The organism is Clavibacter zhangzhiyongii, from assembly GCF_014775655.1.
Taxonomy (GTDB): Bacteria; Actinomycetota; Actinomycetes; order Actinomycetales; family Microbacteriaceae; genus Clavibacter; species Clavibacter zhangzhiyongii.
In genome coordinates, this window is record NZ_CP061274.1 from 1,367,569 (window position 1) to 1,390,690 (window position 23,122).

The following is a 23,122-nucleotide window of genomic DNA, read 5'->3' on the forward strand; positions in this document are numbered from 1 at the left end:
GGCGGGCGCGGGGAACCGCGTCCGCCCGTCGGGCACTCACCTCCGGGAGACCCCGGATCATCACCTACAGAAGGAGTCCACGAGCATGGCGAACTTCACCGCCGCTGACGTCAAGGAGCTGCGCGACCGCCTCGGCGCCGGCATGATGGACAGCAAGAACGCGCTGGTCGAGGCCGACGGCGACATCGAGAAGGCCATCGAGATCCTGCGTCTCAAGGGCCAGAAGGGCAACGCCAAGCGCGGCGACCGCTCCACGGCCGAGGGCCTCGTCGCCGCGTCCGAGAAGGACGGCGCTGCCACCCTCATCGAGCTCGCGTGCGAGACCGACTTCGTCGCCAAGAACGACAAGTTCATCGCGCTGTCCGAGTCCGTCCTCGCCGCGGTCGTCGCGGCCGGCGCGTCCACCGTCGAGGAGGCCCTCCAGGCCCCCGCCGGCGAGCAGACCGTCGACCAGCTGATCAGCGACCAGGCCGCCATCCTCGGCGAGAAGATCGCCCTCCGCCGCGTCGCGCGCCTCACCGGCGAGCACCAGGAGATCTACCTCCACCGCACGTCGAAGGACCTCCCGCCCCAGGTCGGCGTCGTCGTCGACTACTCGGGCTCGGACGCCGAGACGGCCCGCAGCATCGCGCAGCACATCGCGTTCGCCAACCCGGAGTACCTCGCCCGCGAGGACGTCCCGGCGGACAAGGTCGAGGCCGAGCGCGCCATCGTCAGCGAGATCTCGCGCAACGAGGGCAAGCCCGAGGCCGCCCTGCCGAAGATCATCGAGGGTCGCCTCACGGGCTTCTTCAAGCAGGTCGCGCTCCTCGAGCAGGACTACGCGAAGGACAACAAGCAGTCCGTGAAGAAGGTCGTCGAGGCCGCCGGCCTCACGGTCACGGGCTTCGCCCGCTTCAAGGTCGGCGCCTAGCACCACCACGGGGAGCCCGGGTCATCGCGACCCGGGCTCCCTTCTCCATGTCCGGGCCCGGACGGCGTCGCGATCCGCCGCCGTCCCCGCCGGGCGTCACAGTAGATTGGACCGGGGCCGGATCCGGCGACCGGAACGAGGGACGGGAACAGCACCATGACCGATCAGACCACCACCCGCCGCGTCCTCCTCAAGCTCTCGGGGGAGTCGTTCGGCGGCGGCCAGATGGGCGTGGACCCGGACGTCGTCAGCGCGCTGGCACGTGAGATCGCCGAGGCCGCCAAGACCGTCGAGGTCGCCATCGTCGTCGGCGGCGGCAACTTCTTCCGCGGCGCCCAGCTCTCGCAGCGCGGCATGGACCGCGGCCGTGCCGACTACATGGGGATGCTCGGCACCGTCATGAACGCCCTCGCCCTGCAGGACTTCCTCGAGCAGGCGGGCGCCGCCACGCGCGTCCAGTCGGCCATCTCGATGACGCAGGTCGCCGAGCCGTACATCCCGCGCCGCGCCGAGCGCCACCTCGAGAAGGGCCGCATCGTCATCTTCGGCGCCGGGGCCGGACTGCCGTACTTCTCGACCGACACGGTCGCCGCGCAGCGCGCGCTCGAGATCCAGGCCACCGAGGTCCTCGTCGCCAAGAACGGCGTCGACGGCGTCTACACGGGCGATCCCCGCACGGACCCGAGCGCCACGCTGCTCTCGACGGTCACGTACCAGGACGCGCTGCAGCGCGGGCTCAAGGTCGTCGACTCGACCGCCTTCAGCCTCTGCATGGACAACGACATGCGCATGGTCGTCTTCGGCATGGAGCCCGGGGGCAACGTCACCCGCGCCATCCGGGGCGAGCGCATCGGCACCATCGTCTCCAACTGACGACCGGCGACCGGCCCGCCCCACCATGCGGGGCGGGCCGCTCGCCGCCCCATCCGCGTTAAGATCGACCGGGCGCCCACCGCGCCCGCGCTACCGAAGGAGATCCCGTGACCGTCGCCGAAGTCCTCGCAGATGCCCGAGACCGGATGGGCAAGGCCGTCGAGTCGGTGAAGGAGGACTTCGGCACCGTGCGCACGGGCCGAGCCAACCCCGCTCTGTTCCAGAAGGTCATGGTCGAGTACTACGGCAGCCCCACGCCGCTCGGCCAGCTCGCGAGCATGAACAACCCCGAGGCGCGCACCCTCATCGTCACGCCCTACGACAAGACGGCCCTCAAGGAGATCGAGAAGGCCCTCGTCAACGTCCCGAACCTCAGCGCCACGGTCGGCAACGACGGCGAGATGGTCCGCCTCACGCTCCCGGAGCTCACGGAGGACCGCCGCAAGGAGTTCGTGAAGATCGTCCGCGGCAAGGCGGAGGAGGGCCGCGTCAGCGTCCGCAACGTCCGCCGTCGCTCCAAGGACGAGCTCGACGCCCTGAAGGGCGAGGTCGGCGACGACGAGGTCGCGCGCGGCGAGAAGGAGCTCGAGGCGCTCACCAAGACCCACACCGACCAGGTCGACGACGCGCTGAAGCGCAAAGAGACCGAACTCCTCGAGGTCTAGGTGGCCCGCCCCGAGGATCCCGCCGAGCGGGCGCCCGTCGTCCCGCCCGCCGCGGGCCCCGACGGCGCCCCTCGCATACGCCGCCATCGCGGCCGCGTGACGCGCGCCGACTTCGAGGCCCAGGTGCAGGCGACCCGCGCCGACCTCACCGCGCAGGTCCGCGCGACCCGGGCGTCCCTCGAGGCGACGAACGACCGCATCAACGCGCGCACGGGCCGCAACCTGCTCTTCGCGGTCTCGGTCGGCCTGCTGCTCGGCGGCGTCGTGCTCGTGAGCCTCGTCGTGGTGAAGGAGCTCTTCCTGCTCATCGCCGCGGCGCTCATCGCGTTCACGGCGTACGAGCTGGCCACGGCGCTCCGCCAGGCCGGCCGGCGGGTGCCGCGCGTCGGCTCCGTCATCGCGTGCGTCGTGCTCCTGCCCGTCACCTACTTCGGCCGGCCCGACGGGCAGTGGCTGGGGCTGCTCGGGGCGATGGCGTTCGTCGCGCTCTGGCGGGTCGTCGAGCAGGCGGTGCCCGCGCGGCGCACGTCGCGGCGCGCGCTCGTCGGCGACGTCGGCTCCAGCCTGTTCCTGCTCGCGTACGTCGGCCTCCTCGGCTCGTTCGCCGTGCTGCTCACCGCGGGCGACGACGGGGAGTGGTGGACGCTGGCGTTCCTGATCCTCGTGATCTGCTGCGACACGGGCGCGTACGTCGCCGGGCTCAACTTCGGCAAGCACCCCATGGCGCCCACCATCAGCCCGAAGAAGACGTGGGAGGGGTTCGCCGGCGCGGTCGTCGCGGCGGTGGTGGCCGGCATCCTGCTCTCGGTCTTCATGATCCGGCAGGAGTGGTGGTTCGGCATCGTGCTCGGCCTCGTCATCGTGGTGACCGCGACGCTGGGCGACCTCGCCGAGTCGCTGATGAAGCGCGACCTCGGGGTGAAGGACATCAGCTCCTGGCTGCCCGGCCACGGCGGGTTCCTCGACCGGCTCGACTCGGTCCTCCCGTCGGCGGCGGTGGCCTATGCGCTGTTCCTGATCGTCACGGGCGGCACCTCGTAGGATGTCCCGGATGACCACCACCTTCCCGACCGCGGGCCGCCGCGAGCGCGGCTACGACCCCGAACAGGTAGACGCCTTCCTCCGCGACGCACGGCGCTGCTACGACGACGAGGCCGACCGGTCGCTCACCTCCGAGACCATCCGGCGGGTGTCCTTCGACATGCGCCGCGGCGGCTACTCGGCGGCCGCGGTCGACCGGGTGCTCGAGCGCCTCGAGGACGCCTTCGCCGTCCGGGAGCGCGACCGCACCGTGGCGCGGGTCGGGGCCGAGGCCTGGAACGCGGAGGCGCGGCGCGCGGCCCAGGAGATCCTCGACCGCGTCAGCCGTCCGGCGGGGGAGCGCTTCGACCGCGCAGGCCTCCTGACGACCGGGTACGACCGGCGCGAGGTCGATCGGTTCGCCGACCGCATCGCGAAGTACTTCCGCGGTACGAAGCCCATGAGCGTCGACGACGTGCGCACGACGGCGTTCCATCCCCGCCGCGGCGGGTACCGGGAGGCGCAGGTCGACCTGCTGCTCGACGCGGTCGTCGACGTCATGAACGCCGTCCGCTGATCCGGTCCTCCGCGTCCGCGCGGACCTCCCGCACAGCGACGCCCGCCTGGCAGGACGCCCCCGATCCGGCGCGGGAGTCGCGCTCCGGGTAACGGTTGGGTAAAGTCGTCCGGAGTTATGGGTAGACACGCGCACGATCTCGCTCCTCGCCAGCCGCTCACCGCCGCTCCGAGGCCCGTTCCCCGTCGGCGCTCCGCGTTCTCGCGCGTGGCCGCGCCCACCATCGCGTTCGGCGCCGCCGCGGCGTTCATGCTGGTCAACGTCGTCGATCCCACCTCGGGCGCCGTCGCGAACCCCCAGTACCAGGAGTACCAGGCCACGGTCGCGCAGCTCGCGCGCGCCGACGCCCAGTCGCTCACGGTCGCGTCGGCCGACACGGTCGTGGAGATCGAGCCCGGATTCCAGTCCGTCGCGCCGCCGCCGCCCCCGCCGCCGCCGCCCGTCGAGACCCCCGCCCCGTCCACGGGCTCCGGCTCCGGCTCCGGTTCGGCGGGCAAGCCCTCCGGTGCGACCGGAGGCGGTGGGCCCGTCGCCATCCCGGATCCCGGCAGCGCCAAGGGCATCGCCCGCAGCATCCTCGCCTCGCAGGGCATGGGCGACGACCAGTACGCGTGCCTCGACTACCTCTGGACCAAGGAGTCCGGCTGGCGCGTCAACGCGTACAACCCGAGCGGCGCCTACGGCATCCCGCAGGCCCTGCCCGGGAGCAAGATGGCCTCCGCCGGCGCCGACTGGCAGACCAACCCGGCCACGCAGATCACGTGGGGCCTCGGGTACATCGACTCGCGCTACGGCTCGCCGTGCGGCGCGAAGGCGCACAGCGTCCTCAAGAACTGGTACTGAGCCCGCGCCGGCCGCGGGTCGCCGGCGCGCCGTCGCCGTGCCCGCGCCGGGCTAGCCTCGGGGGATGGACTACGCGGCTCTCGGCGTCGCTGGGATCGCGACCCTCGTCGCCGTCACGGTGCTGTCCCGGCGCATCCGCGTCGCGACACCGCTCATGCTGGTGCTCGTCGGCGTCGCGGTCTCGTTCCTGCCCGGGGTCCCTCCCGTCGAGGTGCCGCCCGAGCTGATCCTGGCCGGCGTGCTGCCGCCGCTGCTCTACGGAGCGGCCGTGACGGTCCCGCTGGTGGATCTGCGGCGGAACCTGCGCTCCATCGTGAGCCTGTCCGTCAGTCTCGTCCTGGTGTCGGCGTTCGGCATCGGCCTGCTGATGTACGCGCTGTTCCCCGGCCTCTCCTTCGCGGGCGCGCTCGCGCTGGGGGCGGTGGTGAGCCCGCCGGACGCCGTGGCCGCCACGAGCATCGCGCGGAGGCTCGGCCTGCCGCCGCGGCTCGTCACCGTGCTCGAGGGCGAGGGCCTCGTGAACGACGCGACGGCGCTCGTGCTGCTGCGGACGTCCATCGCCGCGGTGGGCGCGACCGTCGACGTGTGGCAGGCAGCCGGCGGCTTCGTGCTGTCCGCGGTCGTCGCCCTGGTGATCGGGATCGCGGTCGGCTTCCTGACGACCGAGGTCCGACGCCGCCTCGACGACCCCGTGCTCGACACCGCGATCTCGTTCGCCGTGCCGTTCGTCGCGTTCATCCCCGCCGAGGAGCTGGGCGCCTCGGGCGTGCTCGCCGTCGTGGCGGCCGGGATCTGGTCCGGCCACCGCAGCGCGTCGACGCTGTCGGCGCGGTCGCGGATCAACGAGCGGCTCAACTGGCGCACGGTGCTGTTCCTGCTGGAGAACGGCGTCTTCCTCGTGATGGGGCTCGAGCTGCGCGACATCGTCGACGAGGTGCACGAGGCGGACCTCGGGGTCGGCACGGCGGTGGGGTACGGGGTCCTCACGCTCGTCGCCCTGACGCTCATCCGCTTCGGCTTCCTCGTGCCGCTGCTGCTCGGCCTCCGCCGCCACGAGCAGCACGCCGCCGAGCGCACCCGGCGGGTGCGGCGCGGGCTCGAGCGGCTCCGCCGGGCGCGCGGGGACGACCGGCCGTCCCGGCGCGAGCGGGCGGCGGCCCGCCTGCTCCGCCGCCGCAGCGCGGACCTGCACGCGCTCCGTTCGCAGGGCCTCGGCTGGCGCGGCGGCCTCGTCCTCGGCTGGGCGGGCATGCGCGGCGTGGTGACGCTCGCGGCGGCGCAGTCGCTGCCGTCGGGGACGCCCTACCGCGTGCAGCTCGTGCTCATCGCCTTCACCGTCGCGATCGTCTCGCTGCTCGTGAACGGCGGGACGCTCCCGGCCGTCATCCGGCTGAGCGGGATCCGCGGGAGCGACGCCGTCGAGGACCAGCGGCAGCTCGCGACGCTGGTGTCGGACCTGGCCGACGCGGGCGTCCGCGCGCTCGACGAGGGCGTCCGGCGGCTGCCCGCCGGCACCGTGGTCGACGACGAGGTGGTCGCCCGCGTGCGCCGCGACACGGAGCTCCGCGCCGAGCGGGTGAGCGACCGCGCCGAGGCCATGGCCGCGGACGACGACGCGCCCCTCACGCCGCGCGACACGTACCTGCAGCTGCGGCGGCACGTCCTCGACGCGGAGCGGGAGGCGCTGCTCGAGGCGCGCGGATCCGGCGCGCACCCCTCCCGCGTCCTCGCCCGCGCGCAGCGGATGCTCGACCAGGAGGAGGCGCGGTTGGGCCGGCAGGGCGAGACCGGCTGACCGGGGCGCGTCATCGCGCGGCCTAGGATCGGATCATGCCGCGCAGCAATCGACCCCGGGGGAAGCGGCGCCCGGGAGACGAGGACGAGGACGTCCTCACGCGCCTCCTCAGCGGCTCGCAGCACACGGAGACGCGACGGGGACGGGTCTGGAACGTGCAGCCCGTCTCAGCGGCTCGCGCCCTGAAGGTCTACCGCTGCCCCGGCTGCACGCTCGACATCGAGCCCGGCCACGCCCACGTCGTCGCCTGGCGCGCCGACGGGATGATGGGCGAGGAGAGCGACCTGGCCGCGCGCCGCCACTGGCACACCCACTGCTGGAAGGTCTCATGACGGACACCGCCCCCCGCCCCATCACGAGCTCCACCGAGCTGCCCGCCCGGCGCGAGGACGTCGAGCTGACGACCGCGGACGGCCTGCGCCTCGTGGGCGAGCTCGCGCTGCCCGCCGACCGGGATCCCGTCGCCACGCTCGTGACGCTGCACCCGCTGCCGACCGCGGGCGGCTTCATGGACTCGCACGTCCTGCGCAAGGCCGCGCTCCGTCTGCCGGCGCTGGCGGACCTCGCCGTGCTGCGGTTCAACACGCGCGGGACGACGTCGGCGCGCGGCACGAGCGAGGGCGCGTTCGACGGCGGCGACGCGGAGCGGCACGACCTCGCGGCGGCCATGGACCTCATCGCGTCGCGCGGCCTCCCCGCGCCGTGGATCGTCGGCTGGTCCTTCGGCACGGAGATCGCGCTGCGGCACGGCCGCGCGCACCCGGTCGAGGGCGCGATCCTGCTCTCGCCGCCCCTGCACCGCGCGACCGCCGAGGAGGTGGCCGCCTGGCACGGCGACCCGCGCCGCCTCGTGATCCTGGTGCCCGAGCACGACGACTTCCTGCGGCCCGCCGAGGCGCGCGAGCGGTTCGCGTCCGTGCCCGAGGCCGAGCTCATCGCCGTCGACGGGGCCAAGCACCTGTGGGTGGGGGAGTCGCAGGTCGCGCGCGTCCTCACCGAGATCGTGCGAACGGTCAACCCGTCGGCGCTGCCGCTCGCGACGGAGTGGCCGCGCGCGGTCTGACCGTCCGACGTCCCCGCGGGCCGCGGGGATCCGCGCGCCGTCGCCCCCGGGTCAGCGCTCGTTCTGCAGCGGGATCGCGACCTGCCGGATGATGAGCAGCACCGCCGCCGCGACCGGCACCGCGATGAGGGCGCCGAGCACGCCGAGGAGCGTGCCGCCCGTGAGCGCCGCGATGACCACGACGACGCCGGGCACCTTCACGGCGCGGTTCATGATGTTCGGGCTGAGCACGTACGCCTCGATCTGCATGTAGACGAGGTAGTAGACGGCCACGGCGATCCACGTGTTGATGGACTCGGGCAGCAGCACGATCTGGCCGAGCACGATGAGCGCCGAGCCCGTGATCGTGCCGACGAGCGGGAGCAGCGAGAACAGGAACGCGATGAACGCCCACACGGCGGGCAGCGCGGCGCCGACGATGCTGAGGTAGACGAAGCTGAGGACGCCGTTGCACAGCGCGAGCCCCACCTGGCCGGTGACGTAGCGCCCGACCGACTGCGTGATCTGCTCGGCGATGTCGGCGAAGCGCGCGCGGCGCGTGGCCGGGACGAGCTTGTAGAGGCCGCTCTTGAAGGAGTTGAGCGACGCCGTGAAGTACATCGTGAGGATCACGATGATGACCATGCCGAAGAGGAAGTTGCCGATGGTGAAGGCGACGTTCAGGACGTTGCCCGTGATCGTGGCGACGTTCGCGGCGTCGGAGAGGTACTGGACGAGCTGGTCGGCGCCGGTCTGCACGTCGAACACCTCGCGCGGCACGAACGACTGCAGGTTCTCGATGAACTGGTCGCCGCTCACGCTCTGGGCGTACTGCACGATCTGCGTGACGAGGGCGCTCGCCTGGTTGACCACCACGGGGATCACGGCCAGCAGCACGCCCGCCAGCGAGCCGAGCAGCACCAGGAAGATCACGAGGATGGCGACGGGCCGCGGCACGCCCTTGCGCTCGAGGAAGGTGACGAGCGGGTCGATGCCGAGCGCCAGGAAGATGGCCGTGCCCACGTAGGTGAGCACCGTGCCGAGCGAGACCAGCGCGCCGCCGATGACGAGGGCGGTGAGCACGCCCAGGCCCGCGAGGAGGCCGAGGCGGTAGGGGTTCTGGATCTTCACGTGCGGGGCCTCCGAGTGGGCGCGCGCTCAGAGCGCGGTGCGGGATTCGTCGTCGTCGGAGGAGGCGTCGTCCGCCTGGGTCAGCACGCCGCGGACGTTCTCGAGGTACGCGGCCACCGCCTCGCGCTCGATCCTAATGCGGTCGAGTCGCTCCTCGGCGTCGGCCACGGCCTCGCGGGCACGGCGCTCCGCGTCGGCGAGCGTCTCCCGCGCGCGGCGCTCGGCGTCGGCGATCGCGGCGCGCGCGTCGTGGTCGGCGTCGTCGCGGACCCGCCGCGCGGCCTCCCGGCTCTCGGTGGCCAGCGTCTCCGCCTCCGCGCGGGTGGACGCGAGGAGGGCCGTGACCTCCTGCAGGCGCGCCTCGGCCTCGCCGAGGTACGCGGCGGTGCGCTCGGAGGCCTCCCGCTGGCGCTCGGCGGCGTCCCGGGCGTCGTGGTCGCGGCGCGCGGTGATCTCCGCGTCGAGGTCGAGGTGGCCCTGCTCGATCTCGCGGCTGAGGAGCAGGCGGGCCTCCTCGGCCTCGGCGGCCAGCTCGCGGCGCACCTCGGCGGCCTCGCGCTCAAGGCGCAGGCGCTCGGCCTCGCGGCGGTCGGCCTCGAGGGCCTCGGCCTCGGCGATCTCCCGCTCGAGCGCCGCGCGCGCCGTGACGGCCTCCAGCTCCAGCTGGGCGCGGGTCGCCTGGGTCTCGCGCGCTAGGGTCCCGGTGCCCTGCGCGATGTCGCGGGTCAGGTCGGTGCGGGCCTCCTCGACGTCGCGGGCGAGGTCGCCCCTGGCGGTCTGCACCTCCAGGTCGAGCGCCTCGCGGGTCTCCGCGATCTCCCGCTCGAGGGCGGCCCGCGTCTCCTCGACGTCGCGGTCGAACGCGGTGCGCTCCGCGTGGATCCGCCGGTCGAAGTCGTCGCGGGACGCCTGCAGCTCGCGCGCCCAGTCGGTGCGCGCCTGCTCGATCTCGCGGTCGAGGTCGGAGCGCGTCTGCTCGTCGAGCTGCGCGAGGGCGATGCGCTGCGTCTCCTCCTGGAGCCGCAGCCGGTCCTCCGCCTCCCGCGCGTCGCGGTCGAGGTCGGCGCGCTCCTCGGCGACGGACTCGTCGTGCCGGGCGCGGGCGTCGGCGAGCTCGCGCTCCAGCGCACCGCGGGAGAGGGCGGTCTCGCGGGCCAGGTCGGCGGCGTCGCGCCGGGCCTCGTCGGTCTCGCGGTCGACGCGGGCCCGGAGCTCGGCGACCTCGCGGGCGACCTCGGCGCGGAGGGCGTCGGTCTCGCGCTCGGCGGTGGCGCGGAGGTCGGCGACCTCGGTGCGCGTGCGCAGGAGCAGGGCCGCGGCCTCGCGCTCGGCGTCGCTGCGGAGCCCCTCGGCGCGGTCGTCGGCGCGCTCGCCCAGGTCGTCGGCCTCGCGGCGGGCGGCGTCGAGGATCTGCTCGGCGCGCGCCCGGGCCGAGTCGACCAGGTGGCGTGCGGTCGCCTCCGCCTCGTCGCGCTGGGCGTCCGTCTCCTCCTGCGTGGCGCGGCGGAGGCGGGCGGCGTCCGCGTCGGCCTGGGCGACGAGGCGCGTGGACTGCTCCTCGGCGACGCGGAGCGTGGCCTCGAGGCGCGTGCCCAGCCCGGCGAACGTGGGGCTGCCCACCTCCTCCAGCTCGTCGCGGAGCTCCTGCTCGCTGCGGCGGAGGCGCTCGGCCTCGGCGCGGCTCTCGGCGCCCTGCTGGTTGGCCCGGATGAGCTCCCGGCGCAGGTCGGCGACGGCCCGGTCGACCTCGTCGCGGTTGTAGCCGCGCATGGCGGGGCTGAACGGCGTGTCGTCGTGGGGCACGGGGACTCCTTCGCGGGCGGCTCGTCGACGCCGGGCGGGGCGCGGCAGGAGGCGATCCTACCGAGAAGGGCCCGGCCGGATCCGCCCGCCTCCCGGGTCCGTCGCCGGGCCGGACGGGGCCGCGAGGAGGCGCTCCCAGGGTCGTCCGGTATCCTTCGATGTCGTCGTCCGCCGCCGGTCCGTCCGCGTGCCGGCGGAGCGTCGCGCGAGCACCCGTGCTCGTCAGCCGCCGCGGTCGGGATCCGACCGCCGCTCATCCAGCTGCCGCCCGCGACGACACGAGAGGAGACACCCGTGCGATTCGTCCTGGCGATCGCGACCTTCGTGGTCGCGGCCCTCATGATCGGGCTGGGGATCGCCCAGCACACGTTCCTGGCGGGACCCGACCGCATCACCGCCCAGACGTCCTCCGCCGGGGGAGCGTCCTACGCCGTGATCGACGGGAGGACGCTCAACGCGCACCCGGGCCTGCAGGACACGGTCGTCCGCGGCGACGGCGAGCTCTTCGCGGCCTACGCCCCCTCGACGGACGTCGACGCCTGGGTCGGCAGCAGCTCCTACACGCGCATCGGCGTCGACGAGACCGGCGCGCTCACCACCGAGGTCGTCGAGCCCGAGGCCACCACGCCGACGCCCGCGCCGAGCGCGACCCCCGGCGCCGAGGGGGACTCGGGCACCCCGGCGACCGTCACGTCCTCCGTCACGGATCCGCGCGGATCCGACCTCTGGCTCTCCGAGGAGACCGCCCAGGGCGAGCTGTCGCTCAGCACGCGCCTGCCCGACGACGTCAGCGTGATCCTCGCCACCGACGGCACCGCGCCGGCGCCCGCCGAGGTGACCCTGTCCTGGCCCTCCGAGGGCGAGTCGCCCTGGGTCCTCCCGCTCGTCATCGGCGGCATCGTCCTGCTGGTGGTCGGCCTCGTGCTCTACCTCCTCGCGCTCCGCCACCTGCGCCGCAGCCGCGGCCCGCGCCGCAACCTCCCGCCGCGCGGCGGACCCCGCATCCCGCGCATCGGCCCGGCCGCGCGCCGCGCCGCCCTCACCGCCGGCACCGGCGCCGCGCCGGCCCCGCGCGCCCGCGGTCGTCGCAGCCTCGTCGCGCTGCCCGTCCTCGTGGTGACCGGCCTCGCGCTGAGCGGCTGCACCGCCCAGGGCGCCCCGGCCGACCTCACGGCCGGCGCCGCCGACGTCACGGCGACGCCGACGCCCTCCTCCTCCCTCGACGCCGCCCGCGAGGCGGAGGACGCGGATCCGCCCGTGGTCACCGAGGACCAGGCCGCGCGAATCCTGTCGCGCGTCTCCGAGGTCGCGACCGCGGCCGACCAGTCGCTCGACGCCGGGACCCTCGCGCCCCGCTTCGACGGACCGGCGCTGCAGGAGCGCACCTCCGACTACCAGGTGCGGAAGGCGAAGCCCGACATCGCGCCCGTCCCCGCCATCCCCGCGGGCGACCTCCAGCTCACCCTCCCGCAGGCGACGCAGACCTGGCCGCGCACCATCGCCGCGGTCGTGAAGGACCCGGACGCGGACGACGCGCCGACCCTCTCGCTGACGCTCGTGCAGGCGAGCCCGCGCGAGAACTACCGCGTGCTGTACGCCATGCCGGTCTCCACCACGGCCGCCCTGCCGGACGTCGCGCCCGCCGCGATCGGCGCCGCGCGCCTGGCCCCGGACGTGAAGCTCCTGGCCCTCCAGCCGGACCAGCTCTCCGCGGCCTACGCCGACGTCCTCAACGCCGGCGACTCCAGCCAGTACGCGGGCCTGTTCGACGCCGCGGACGACGGCGTGCGCGCGCAGGACGCGAAGCGGAAGGTCGACTTCCCGGCCTCCATCGGCGAGACCGGCACCGTCGAGTTCCAGGCGACCGCCGGCACCGCGCCGACCGTGGCGATGTCCACGGTCGAGTCCGGCGCGCTGGTGAGCGTCACCGTGCAGCTCGGCATCGTCGCGAAGCCCACCGCCGAGGGCGCCAAGGTCAACGCCAACCCCGAGGTGCAGGCCATCACGGGGCTCACGGACTCGGCGAAGGGCTTCGACACCGTCCGCACCGCGCAGATGCTCATGTACGTGCCCCCCGTGAACTCGGGCGAGAAGATCCGCCTCTACGCCTCCAGCACCCACATCACCTCGGCCAAGGAGCTCCCATGACGAACGTGCCCCCCTCCGCCGCCAGCCTCCGCGGCGCCGTCGACCTGTCCTCGCTCGTGAACCGCGCGCAGGCGCCCGCCGCCCCCGCGGGCGGCGCGGCCGATGCCCCCGGAGCGGCCCCGGCCGGCGCTCCCGGCGCCCCGCAGACCGTCGACGTCCCGGGCCTCGTGCTCGCGGCCGACGACGCGACCTTCACGCAGTTCCTCGACATCTCCGGCATCGTGCCGGTGCTCGTCGAGCTCGTCTCCACGGGCCTCGCCTCCAGCCGCGAGCTGTCGCCCGTGCTCGAGCGCGTCGTCACCGAGCAGGGCGGACGCGTGCTGCTCGTGCGCATCGACGTCGACCAGAGCCCCCAGCTGGGCCAGGCCTTCCAGGCGCAGACCGTGCCGACGGTCGCCGCGCTCATCGGCGGCCGCCCCGTGGGCCTCTTCGCGGGCGTGATCCCCGAGGACCAGGTGCGCGACGTCGTCCAGCAGGTGCTGGAGCTCGCGCAGCAGAACGGCGTGACCGGCCGGGCCGTGGCGCCCGAGGGATCTGCCGCGCCCGCTGCCCCGGTCGAGGAGCCGCTGCCGCCCCACCACGCCGAGGCCTACGCCCACATCGAGCAGGGCGACTACGCGGCGGCCGCCGCCGAGTACCGCACCGCCATCGCGCAGAACCCGCGGGATGCCCTCGCGGTCGCCGGCCTCGCGCAGGTCAGCCTGCTGCACCGGCTCGACGGGACGGCCGCGGACGACATCCGCCGCGCCGCCGCCTCGGCCCCGGACGACGTGGACGCGCAGCTCCTCGTCGCCGACCTCGACCTGTCCGGCGGGCACGTCGAGGACGCGTTCACGCGCCTGCTGGAGCTGTTCCCGTCGGCCGACGCCGAGGGCCGTGAGGCCATCCGCCAGCGCCTCCTCGAGCACTTCGAGGTCGTCGGGCTCGAGGACCCGCGGGTCGCCGTCGCCCGGCGTCGGCTGACGCGCCTGCTCTACTGACGTCCGCCCGCACCGACGACGGCGCCGCACCCCCTCGGGGATGCGGCGCCGTCGTCGTGTCGGGCGGTGCGGATCAGACCGTGGGCACCCGCGGGGTGCCGTCGTCGGATCCGGGCGCGTCGTCGGTCGCCGACAGGCCCTCGACGGGCGGCTGCGCGTCGGGCGACTGCGGCAGCACGGGCGCGTCGGCGGCGTCGCCGGCGGCGAACGGGGTGCCGTCGACGCGCGACTCGTCGGCGTCGGGCGCCGCGTGCGCGGGCGCCTCGACGGGCGTGAGATCCGCCGGGTCCTGCCGGAGGCGGAGCCAGAGGCCCGCGAGCGGCGGCAGCGTCAGCTCCGCGGAGGCGGGGCGGCCGTGCCAGCCCTCGTCGCCCGCGTGCACGGCGCCGAGGTTGCCCACGCCGGATCCGCCGAACTGCTCGGCGTCCGTGTTGAGGATCTCCTCCCACACGCCCGCCTGCGGCAGCCCCAGCCGGTAGCCCGAGATGGGCGCGCCGGAGAAGTTGTGCACGACGGCGACCTGGTTGCCCTCGCGGTCGCGGCGCAGGAACGCGAGCACGTTGCGCCCGGCGTCTCCCGCGTCGATCCACTCGAAGCCCGCCGGGTCGTTGTCGAGCGCCCACAGGGCGGGCGTCTCGACGTAGGTGCGGTTGAGCGACCCGACGAGGTCGAAGAGGGCGCGGTGCACGGGCTGGTCGAGGATCCACCAGTCGAGCCCGCGCTCCTCGCTCCACTCGGACGGCTGCCCGAACTCCTGGCCCATGAAGAGCAGCTGCTTGCCCGGGTGCGACCACATGAACGACAGGTAGGCGCGGACGTTGGCGAGCTTCTGCCAGTGGTCGCCCGGCATCTTGCCGACGAGCGAGCCCTTCCCGTGCACGACCTCGTCGTGGCTGATGGGGAGGAGGAAGTTCTCCGTGTACGCGTAGACCATCGAGAACGTGATCTGGCCGTGGTGGTGGGCGCGGTACATGGGGTCGACGGCCGAGTAGTCGAGCGTGTCGTGCATCCAGCCCATGTTCCACTTGAGGCCGAAGCCGAGGCCGCCCTCGCTCGTGGGGCGCGTGACGCCGGGGAAGCTCGTGGACTCCTCCGCGATCATCACGATGCCGGGGTGGGTGCGGTACGCGGTGGCGTTGACCTCCTGCAGGAAGCTGATCGCCTCGAGGTTCTCGCGGCCGCCATGCACGTTCGGCAGCCACTGGCCCTCCTCGCGGGAGTAGTCGAGGTAGAGCATCGAGGCCACGGCGTCGACCCGGAGGCCGTCGATGTGGAACTCCTCGAACCAGTACAGGGCGTTCGCGACGAGGAAGTTGCGGACCTGCGAGTGGCCGAAGTCGAAGACCAGGGTGCCCCAGTCCTGCTGCTCGCCGCGGCGCGGGTCGGTGTGCTCGTAGAGCGGCTGGCCGTCGAACTGCGCGAGCGCGAACACGTCCTTGGGGAAGTGCGCGGGGACCCAGTCGACGATGACGCCGATGCCGGCCCGGTGCAGGGTGTCGATGAGGTGCTTGAGGTCGTCCGGGCTGCCGAAGCGCGAGGTGGGCGCGTAGTAGCCGGACACCTGGTAGCCCCACGAGCCGCCGAACGGGTGCTCGGCGAGCGGCAGGAACTCTACGTGCGTGTACGCCAGCTCCTGCAGGTAGGCGACGAGCTCGCCGGCGACCTCGCGGTAGCCGAGGCCGGGCCGCCAGGATCCGAGGTGCATCTCGTAGACGCTCATGGGGGAGTCGTGCGGGTCGCGGGCCGCGCGCTGCTCGAGCCACGCGCCGTCGTCCCACGTGTAATCGCTCGTCTCGACGCGCGACGCGGTGGCGGGCGGGACCTCGGTCATGCGGGCCATGGGGTCCGCCTTCTCGATCCAGCGGCCGTCCTGCGTGAGGATCTCGAACTTGTACGAGACGCCGGGCTCGACGCCCGGGACGAAGAGCTCCCAGACCCCGTTCGCGTCGAGGCGGCGCATCGCGTGCTGCACGCCGTCCCAGTCGTTGAAGCCGCCGATGACGCGGACGGCGCGGGCGTGCGGCGCCCACACGGCGAAGGAGACGCCGACGTAGGTGCGCGCGACGCCCCAGTGCTCGCGGTGCTGGGCGCCGAGGACGTCCCAGAGGCGCTCGTGGCGGCCCTCGCCGAAGAGGTAGAGGTCGAGGTCGCCGACCGTGGGGAGGAAGCGGTAGGGGTCCTCGGCGGTCCAGGTGCCGCCGTCGCCGTAGCGCGCCTCCACCTGGTAGTCCTGCAGGCCGAGCACGTGCGCGCCCTGCCAGACGCCGTGGCCGACGTGCGCGAGCTCGACGCGGGCGCCGGTGGCGAGGACCACGGAGACGCCCTCCGCGAGCGGGCGGAGCGCCCGCACGACGACGAGGTCGTCGGACACGCCGTCGATCGCGACCGGGTGCTGGCCGAGGACCGAGTGCGGCCCGGAGTGGACGCCCTCGGCGACGGCGCGCAGGGCGTGGTCGGCGACCTCGGGGAGGCGGATCGGGTCGGATGCGCTCGCGGGGGAGCCCTCGTCGGCGTCGGTATCGGTGCCGGTGCTGGTGCCGTCGGCCGGGGGCACGACGACGTCGGCGCCCGCCTCGGGGTGCGCGTCCGCCGCGGGCGGCACGACCACGTCGGCGCCGTCGCGGGGGTCGGCGGCGCTCTCGTCGCGGGGGTCCTGCTGGGGGGTGGAGTCGGTCATGTCCGTCATCCCTTCGATGCGGTCGGGTGGACCCGGAACACGTGCACGGGGTGCGTGAACGCGTCGAGCCGGACGAAGTTGGAGGTGGACCAGGTGTAGACGTCGCCCGTGAGGAGGTCCTCCACCTCGAACACGGCGTCCTCGGCGAGGCCGAAGCGGGTCGGGTCGAGGTAGACCTGGGTCTCGCGCGCCGAGTGCGGGTCGACGTTCGCGACCACGAGGATCGCGTCTGCCTCGCCCGTGCCGGTGTGCTCGGCCGCGAGGTGCTTGGAGTACACGAGGATCGAGTCGTCGTCGCTCCAGTGCACGTCGAGGTTCCGCAGCTGGCGGAGCGCGGGATGCTGGCGGCGGATCTCGTTGAGGCGCGTGATCTCCGGCGCGATGGATCCGCCGAGCTCCTCCTGACGGGCCCAGTCGCGCGGCTTGTACTCGTACTTCTCGTTGTCGATGTTCTCCTCGGCGCCGGGGCGCGCGACGTTCTCGATCAGCTCGTAGCCCGAGTAGATGCCCCACGACGGCGACGCGGTCGCGGCGATGGCGGCCCGGATCCGGTAGGCGGCGCGCCCGCCGAACTGCAGGTACGGCGTGAGGATGTCGTGCGTGTTGGCGAAGAAGTTCGGGCGCAGGTAGTCGCTCGTCTCGTGGCTGACCTCGGTGAGGTACTCCTCGAGCTCCTTCTTCGTGTTCCGCCACGTGAAGTACGTGTACGACTGCTGGAAGCCGATCTTGGCGAGCGTGCGCATCATCGCCGGGCGCGTGAACGCCTCGCTGAGGAAGATCGCGTCGGGCTCGTCGCGCATCACCTGGTGGATGAGGCGCTCCCAGAACACGAGCGGCTTGGTGTGCGGGTTGTCGACGCGGAAGATCTTGACGCCGAGGCCGAGCCACACCCGCATGACACGGAGCATCTCCTGGTAGGAGCCCTCCGGGTCGTTGTCGAAGTTCAGCGGGTAGATGTCCTGGTACTTCTTCGGCGGGTTCTCCGCGAAGGCGATGGAGCCGTCGGGGAGCGTCGTGAAGAGCTCCGGGTGCGTCGTGACCCACGGGTGGTCGGGCGAGGCCTGCAGCGCGATGTCGATCGCGAGCTCCATGCCGTGGTCGGCGACCGCGCGGACGAACTCGCGGAAGTCGTCCACCGTGCCGAGCTCGGGGTGGATGGAGTCGTGCCCGCCGTCCTCGGAGCCGATGCCGTAGGGCGATCCCGGGTCGTGGGGCCCCGCGGTGAGCGTGTTGTTCGGGCCCTTGCGGTTGGTGCGGCCGATGGGGTGCACCGGCGGGATGTAGACCACGTCGAAGCCCATGTCGCGGATCGCGGGGAGGCGGCGGGCGGCGGTGGCGAACGTGCCGCTCGTCCAGGAGCCGTCCTCGTGCTCCACGGCGCCCTCGGAGCGGGGGAAGAACTCGTACCAGGAGCCGACGGCCGCGCGCTCGCGTTCGACGACGATCGTGCGCTCGGGCGACGGGGTGACCAGGCTGCGGACCGGCAGGCGGTCGACGGCGGCGAGCACCTCGGGGGAGGTGGCGGCCGCGAGGCGCTCCTCGGCGGTGCGGGCGGTGTCGGCGAGCCCCGCGAGGGCGTCGCGGAGCACGTGCCGGTCGTCCGCGCCCCGGGTGTCGTCGGCGGCGGCGCGCTCGAGGACCTCGGCGCCGAGGGCGAGCATCACGTCGACGTCGAGGCCCGCGGGGACCTTGATCTCGGCGTTGTGCAGCCAGGTGCCGAAGTCGTCGGACCACGCGCTGACGCGCCAGGTCCAGACGCCCTGCGTCTCGAGCTGGACCGTGGCGCTCCAGCGGTCGAGGCCGGGCTTCGTCAGGTCGAGCGCCATGCGGTGCGACGTGACGGCGCCCGACGGGTCGGTCAGCTCGACGTCGGCGCCGATGAGGTCGTGGCCCTCGCGGAAGATCGTCGCGCCGAAGGGCACGACGTCGTGGACGAAGCTCTTGGCGGGCCAGAGGTCGTCCTCGATCTGCGGGGTGAGCGACAGGATCGGGATGCGGCCGATGACGGGGACGTAGGCGTCCTCGTCCGGGGCGGTGGCGTCGGGCGAGGACGGCGCGGCGTGCGCGGGCTCCGCGTGCGCGGGCTCCGCGTGCTCCAGGGCGGCGGGGGCGTCGTCGGGCGGGACGGGCGCGGCATGGCGGGGAGCCGAGGTCGGCTCGGCCGCGACGGGCTCGGGCGCGGGCGAGGAGACGGGCGGCTCGGGGGCCGCCGGCGTCACGGGCTCGGGCGCTGCGGCCGGCTCGGGTGCCTGCTCCGCGGGGGCCTGCTGCGCGGGCGCCTCGGGGATCAGCGGGCGCCGCGGCTCGGGCGGCTTCTGGGCGTCCTGGAGCTTCTGGGCCTTGGCGAGCTTGCGGGCTGCACGGCCGCGCACCGGGCGGGGGAGGTCATCGGGTCCGTCCTGGGGTGTGGTCACTGTTCGACCGTAGCCCGTGCGCCCGCCGGCTGTCGTTCGGCGCGGCCGCGGCGGACGCCGTCCGGATGCCCGACGCCGCCGCGTCACCGCCCGTCCGGCCCGCGTCCACGCGCGCGGCCGACCCTGGTGCGGTCCACCCCGCGCCCCTAGGCTCGGGGCCGAGCGCGCGGGTGCCTCCGCCGCCGACCGGTCCGAGGGAGTCCCGTGAAGGCCATCCGCCGTTTCACCGTCCGTGCCGTCCTCCCGGAGGAGCTGTCCGCGCTGGACGAGCTCGCCGGGAACCTGCGGTGGTCCTGGTACGAGCCGACGCGGCGCCTCTTCGCGCACGTCAGCCCGGAGCTGTGGGAGGGGACGGGCCACGACCCGGTCGCCCTGCTCGGCGCGGTCGACCAGGAGCGCCTGCGGGAGCTCGCCGCCGACCCCGGCTTCGTCGCCTGGGCCGAGGAGCAGCGCGCGGACCTCCGCGCCTACTGCCGGGAGCCGCGCTGGTACCAGTCGCTGGAGGGCGACGTGCCCGAGGCGATCGGCTACTTCTCGCCGGAGTTCGGCATCGCGGCCGCGCTGCCGCAGTACTCCGGCGGCCTCGGGATCCTGGCGGGCGACCACCTGAAGAGCGCCTCCGACCTCGGCGTCCCGCTCGTGGGCGTCGGGCTCTTCTACCGCTCCGGCTACTTCCGCCAGGGGATCTCCTCCGACGGCTGGCAGCAGGAGACGTACCCCGTCTTCGACCCGGACGGCCTGCCGCTCCAGGTGCTGCGCGACGCCGCGGGCCAGCCCCTGCAGGTCACGCTCGCGCTCCCCGCGGACCGCACGCTGCACGCCCGCGTGTGGCAGGCCCGCGTCGGCCGGATCCCGCTCCTCCTCCTCGACACCGACGTGCCGGAGAACGACGACGACCTGCGCGGCGTCACCGACCGGCTCTACGGCGGCGGCGGCGAGCACCGGCTGCACCAGGAGCTGCTGCTCGGCATCGGCGGCGTGCGCGCCATCGCGGCGCACTCCGAGCTCACCGGATCGCCCGTGCCGCGCGTGTTCCACACCAACGAGGGCCACGCGGGCTTCCTCGGGCTCGAGCGCGTCTCGACGCTCATGGCCGAGGGGCTCGACGTGGAGGAGGCGCTGCAGGTGGTGCGCGCGGGCACCGTCTTCACGACGCACACGCCCGTGCCGGCCGGCATCGACCGGTTCGACCTCGCGCTCGTGCGCGCGCACGTCACCGACCGGCTGCTGCCGGGCGTCCCGGTGGAGCGCGTGCTGGAGCTCGGCGCCGAGGGCCACGACGGCGGATCCCCGGACGTGTTCAACATGGCGCTCATGGGCCTCCGCCTCGCCCAGCGCGCCAACGGCGTCTCGCAGCTGCACGGCGAGGTCAGCCGGGGCATGTTCGCCGGGCTGTGGCCGGGGTTCGACACCGAGGAGGTGCCGATCACGAGCGTGACGAACGGCGTGCACGCGCCGACGTGGACGGATCCGATGCTCGCCGACCTCGCCGCCGAGCGCCTGGGCACGACGGACACCACGGCGGCCGACTGGTCGTCGCCCGCCGTCGGCGACGGCGACCTCTGGGACGTGCGCGGCCGGATGCGCCGCCAGCTCGTGCAGGACGCCCGACGCCGCGTCGCCCGCGCCTGGCGCGAGCAGAACCCGGGCGGCGTCGAGCCGGGCTGGCTCGAGGACGTGCTCGACCCGGAGGTCCTCACCATCGGCTTCGCGCGGCGCGTGCCCACCTACAAGCGGCTGACGCTCATGCTGCACGACCGCGAGCGCCTCCGCCGCATCCTCACCGACCCGGACCGGCCCGTGCAGATCGTCGTGGCCGGCAAGTCGCACCCCGCCGACGACGAGGGCAAGCGCCTCATCCAGGAGCTGGTGCGCTTCGCGGCGGAGCCGGAGATCCGCGGGCGGCTCGTCTTCCTGCCCGACTACGACATCGGCATGGCGCAGCTGCTCTACCCGGGCACCGACGTGTGGCTCAACAACCCGCTGCGGCCGCTCGAGGCGTGCGGCACGTCCGGCATGAAGGCGGCGCTCAACGGCGCGCTCAACCTGTCGATCCTCGACGGCTGGTGGGACGAGTACTTCGACGGCGTCAACGGCTGGGCGATCCCGTCGGCCGACCGGGCGCACGACGGCGCCGAGCGCGACGCGATGGAGGCGACCGCCCTCTACGACCTCATCGAGAACCGCATCGCGCCGCGCTTCTACGAGCGCGACGCGGACGGCGTGCCCCCGGGCTGGGTGCACGACATCCGGCACACGCTCGCCACGCTCTCGCCCGAGCTCAGCGCCGACCGCATGGTGCGGCAGTACGTGGAGCGGCTGTACGTGCCCGCGGGGCGGGCGCAGCGGATCGTCGCGGCCGACGACCACGCCCGCGCCCGCGAGCTGGCGGCCTGGCGCACGCGCGTGTCCCGGGCCTGGCCGTCGGTGCAGGTCGCGCACGTCGAGTCGGAGGGGGTCGGCCACCAGGCGCAGGTCGGTGACGAGCTGCGCGTGCGCGCGTGGGTGGCCCTCGGCGGGCTCGACGCGGAGGACGTGACGGTCGAGGTCGTCCACGGGCGCACGGGCGAGGGCGACGTGCTTGTGGACGTCGTGCGGCACGCGCTCGCGCCCCTCGGCGCATCCGGCGGGCAGCAGGAGTTCGCCGGCACCGTCCGGCTCGCGAGCGCGGGGCCGTTCGGCTACACCGTGCGCGTGGTGCCGCGGCACGAGCTGCTGGCCTCGAGCGCGGAGCCGGGGCTGGTCGCGGTCGCGGTCTGACGCGGGGCGGGGCGCGCCCGGGAGGACCGGGCGCGCCGCCCGCGCGGATCAGGCCGGGGTCGCGGAGAGCTTCGCGGCGAGCACCTCGGCGAAGCGGGCGTAGCCCCGGTCGTTCGGGTGGTTGTCCGGGCCCATCCAGCCGTACGGGTCGGACGCGCCCTCGCCGACCATGCGCGGGATGTATGCGCCGATCTCGAAGACGTCGGCGAGGGGATCCGCGGAGGCCGCGTCCCGCAGGGCGCCGATGTAGTCGGCCCACGTCGTGCCGCGGATGGGCAGCGTGGTGCGCTCGTACGGCGGCGTGAAGAGGATGGGCGCCTCGCTCGTCGTGCGGATCAGCTCGATGAGCACGGCGGCGTCCGACCGCACCTGCTCGGGCGTCCGGACGACCACGTCGTTGATGAGGTGCTCGGGCATCCAGAGGTCGAGCTCGAAGCGCGGGGCGGAGCGGATCCACGTGCTCACGCCGTCCGGTCGCGCCCGCTCCGACAGCTGCCAGAGCTGCGAGCCGCTGTTGCCGCCCTCGATGACGTGGATGCCGCGGTCCTCGTCGCCGTCGAACAGCCACGCGCCCTCGAGCTCGGGCGCGCCGCCCGCCCACGCGACCGCGATCTCGTGCTCGGCGGAGTCCATGACGGGGCTCGTCCACGTGAGCGAGCCGCCGGCCTCCGCGCGGACGGTCTCGGGCTCGCCGTCGTCGACCCGCACCGTGATGGCCGCGTCGAGGCCGGGCGCCCACCAGCAGATCCGCGCCGACGTCATGCGCGCCGCGTAGGAGCCGGGGCCGGACGCCTCGGTGAGCGGCACCACGCGGCGGCCCCAGCCGTGGCGCGCGCCCGACGCCGGCGTCCCGGTGAACGAGAAGCCCTGGTCGGCGGGCACCGTGATCTGGTGCCGGGACGCGATGTAGTCGAGGCCGCCGCGCGCGCCGGACGGGTACGCGCCGCGCAGCCGGTCGCGGAGCTGCGCCGGGTACGCGTGCTGCAGGGTGCTCGCGCCCTGGCCCTCGGCGATGCTGTCGCCCAGCACGCCGATGGCGAGCCGCCGCTCGCGCACCTGCTCGCGGAGCGCGTAGAAGCCCGCGAGGGCGTCGTCGGGCGCGTAGGTCATGGGTTCGACGGGCGGGCCGCCGGACTCCGTCACGCCGGGTGCGGGCGGATCCGACGGCGCGGGGGAGGGGCCGCCGGATGCGCTCGCCGTGGGGTCGGCCGGGCGCGGCGCGGTCGTGCAGCCGGCGATCGCGGCCACCGCGGTCAGCGCCGCGAGGCCGCCGCCCGCGACGAGCGTCCGGCGGGTGAGGGTGCGGCGGCGGGCGGGATCCGCGGCCCGGGGGCCGCCATCGGACCCCGCGTGCGGGTCGCGGGCGGGCGGGGCGGGGTGGTCGTCGGTCACGGGCGGCGTCCTCGTCCTCGGGCGCGGCGGGCGCGGCGGATCGTGCGGGCTCCTCCAGGAGAGCACACGACCGCCGGGCGACGCGAACC

General features: G+C 74.3%; 17 protein-coding genes. 12 read left to right on the forward strand and 5 right to left on the reverse strand.

From position 1 onward, the window contains the following. The first annotated feature begins 85 nt into the window (after positions 1-85). The 9 genes from tsf to H9X71_RS06615 all read left to right on the forward strand — a co-directional run bounded on the left by tsf (position 86) and on the right by H9X71_RS06615 (position 7,749). Positions 86-913: a translation elongation factor Ts gene (tsf, locus tag H9X71_RS06575; RefSeq protein ID WP_191148865.1), complete on the forward strand. Its 828-nt coding sequence runs from the start codon at positions 86-88 to the stop codon at positions 911-913. A gap of 156 nt (positions 914-1,069) precedes the next feature. Further along, a complete protein-coding gene (gene pyrH / locus H9X71_RS06580) occupies positions 1,070-1,786 on the forward strand; it encodes a UMP kinase (protein WP_191148866.1) in 717 nt (238 codons plus the stop codon). 146 nt (positions 1,787-1,932) lie between these two features. Next, the gene (gene frr, locus H9X71_RS06585; RefSeq protein ID WP_052129175.1) at positions 1,933-2,451 is read left to right on the forward strand and encodes a ribosome recycling factor; all 519 of its coding nucleotides are present in this window, start codon (positions 1,933-1,935) and stop codon (positions 2,449-2,451) included. Beyond that, on the forward strand, positions 2,452-3,492 hold the full coding sequence (locus H9X71_RS06590) for a phosphatidate cytidylyltransferase (protein WP_191148867.1): 1,041 nt from the start codon (positions 2,452-2,454) through the stop codon (positions 3,490-3,492). It begins immediately after the preceding gene. 10 nt (positions 3,493-3,502) lie between these two features. Then, on the forward strand, positions 3,503-4,048 hold the full coding sequence (locus tag H9X71_RS06595; protein WP_191148868.1) for a DivIVA domain-containing protein: 546 nt from the start codon (positions 3,503-3,505) through the stop codon (positions 4,046-4,048). Between the two features lie 207 nt (positions 4,049-4,255). After that, positions 4,256-4,891, forward strand: coding sequence for an aggregation-promoting factor C-terminal-like domain-containing protein (locus H9X71_RS14920; RefSeq protein WP_280527985.1), 636 nt, complete (start codon positions 4,256-4,258; stop codon positions 4,889-4,891). Between the two features lie 64 nt (positions 4,892-4,955). Continuing rightward, entirely contained in the window at positions 4,956-6,686 is a 1,731-nt protein-coding gene (locus tag H9X71_RS06605) for a cation:proton antiporter (protein WP_191148870.1), read from the forward strand. Positions 6,687-6,721: 35 nt separating this feature from the next. After that, positions 6,722-7,018, forward strand: coding sequence for a hypothetical protein (locus tag H9X71_RS06610; RefSeq protein WP_191148871.1), 297 nt, complete (start codon positions 6,722-6,724; stop codon positions 7,016-7,018). Next, complete coding sequence (locus H9X71_RS06615) at positions 7,015-7,749, forward strand: alpha/beta hydrolase (RefSeq protein ID WP_191148872.1); 735 nt, start codon at positions 7,015-7,017, stop codon at positions 7,747-7,749. The genes H9X71_RS06610 and H9X71_RS06615 overlap by 4 nt, the downstream gene beginning before the upstream one ends. Positions 7,750-7,800: 51 nt before the next feature. On the opposite strand, the gene H9X71_RS06620 is transcribed toward H9X71_RS06615, so the two are convergent. After that, positions 7,801-8,859, reverse strand: coding sequence for an AI-2E family transporter (locus H9X71_RS06620; protein ID WP_191148873.1), 1,059 nt, complete (start codon positions 8,857-8,859; stop codon positions 7,801-7,803). A gap of 27 nt (positions 8,860-8,886) precedes the next feature. Beyond that, the gene (locus tag H9X71_RS06625) at positions 8,887-10,662 is read right to left on the reverse strand and encodes a coiled-coil domain-containing protein (RefSeq protein WP_191148874.1); all 1,776 of its coding nucleotides are present in this window, start codon (positions 10,660-10,662) and stop codon (positions 8,887-8,889) included. Between the two features lie 294 nt (positions 10,663-10,956). Between H9X71_RS06625 and H9X71_RS06630 the strand changes: the two genes are divergently transcribed. Together H9X71_RS06630 and H9X71_RS06635 are read left to right on the forward strand one after the other, a co-directional pair. Continuing rightward, positions 10,957-12,810: a DUF8094 domain-containing protein gene (locus H9X71_RS06630; RefSeq protein ID WP_191148875.1), complete on the forward strand. Its 1,854-nt coding sequence runs from the start codon at positions 10,957-10,959 to the stop codon at positions 12,808-12,810. After that, complete coding sequence (locus H9X71_RS06635) at positions 12,807-13,790, forward strand: tetratricopeptide repeat protein (RefSeq protein WP_191148876.1); 984 nt, start codon at positions 12,807-12,809, stop codon at positions 13,788-13,790. The genes H9X71_RS06630 and H9X71_RS06635 overlap by 4 nt, the downstream gene beginning before the upstream one ends. Positions 13,791-13,863: 73 nt before the next feature. Here H9X71_RS06635 and glgB read toward each other — a convergent pair whose 3' ends face one another. Continuing rightward, a complete protein-coding gene (gene glgB, locus H9X71_RS06640) occupies positions 13,864-16,476 on the reverse strand; it encodes a 1,4-alpha-glucan branching protein GlgB (RefSeq protein ID WP_191148877.1) in 2,613 nt (870 codons plus the stop codon). Next, entirely contained in the window at positions 16,473-18,686 is a 2,214-nt protein-coding gene (locus H9X71_RS06645; protein ID WP_425321412.1) for an alpha-1,4-glucan--maltose-1-phosphate maltosyltransferase, read from the reverse strand. Before H9X71_RS06645 ends, glgB begins: the two co-directional genes overlap by 4 nt. 399 nt (positions 18,687-19,085) lie before the next feature. Between H9X71_RS06645 and glgP the strand changes: the two genes are divergently transcribed. Next, the gene (gene glgP / locus H9X71_RS06650; protein ID WP_191148878.1) at positions 19,086-21,641 is read left to right on the forward strand and encodes an alpha-glucan family phosphorylase; all 2,556 of its coding nucleotides are present in this window, start codon (positions 19,086-19,088) and stop codon (positions 21,639-21,641) included. A gap of 48 nt (positions 21,642-21,689) precedes the next feature. Here the strand turns inward: glgP and H9X71_RS06655 are convergent, their stop codons facing one another. Beyond that, positions 21,690-23,033 carry an SGNH/GDSL hydrolase family protein gene (locus H9X71_RS06655; protein WP_244961859.1) on the reverse strand — a complete coding sequence of 448 codons (1,344 nt, stop codon included), beginning with the start codon at positions 23,031-23,033 and terminating at the stop codon, positions 21,690-21,692. Positions 23,034-23,122: the final 89 nt, after the last annotated feature.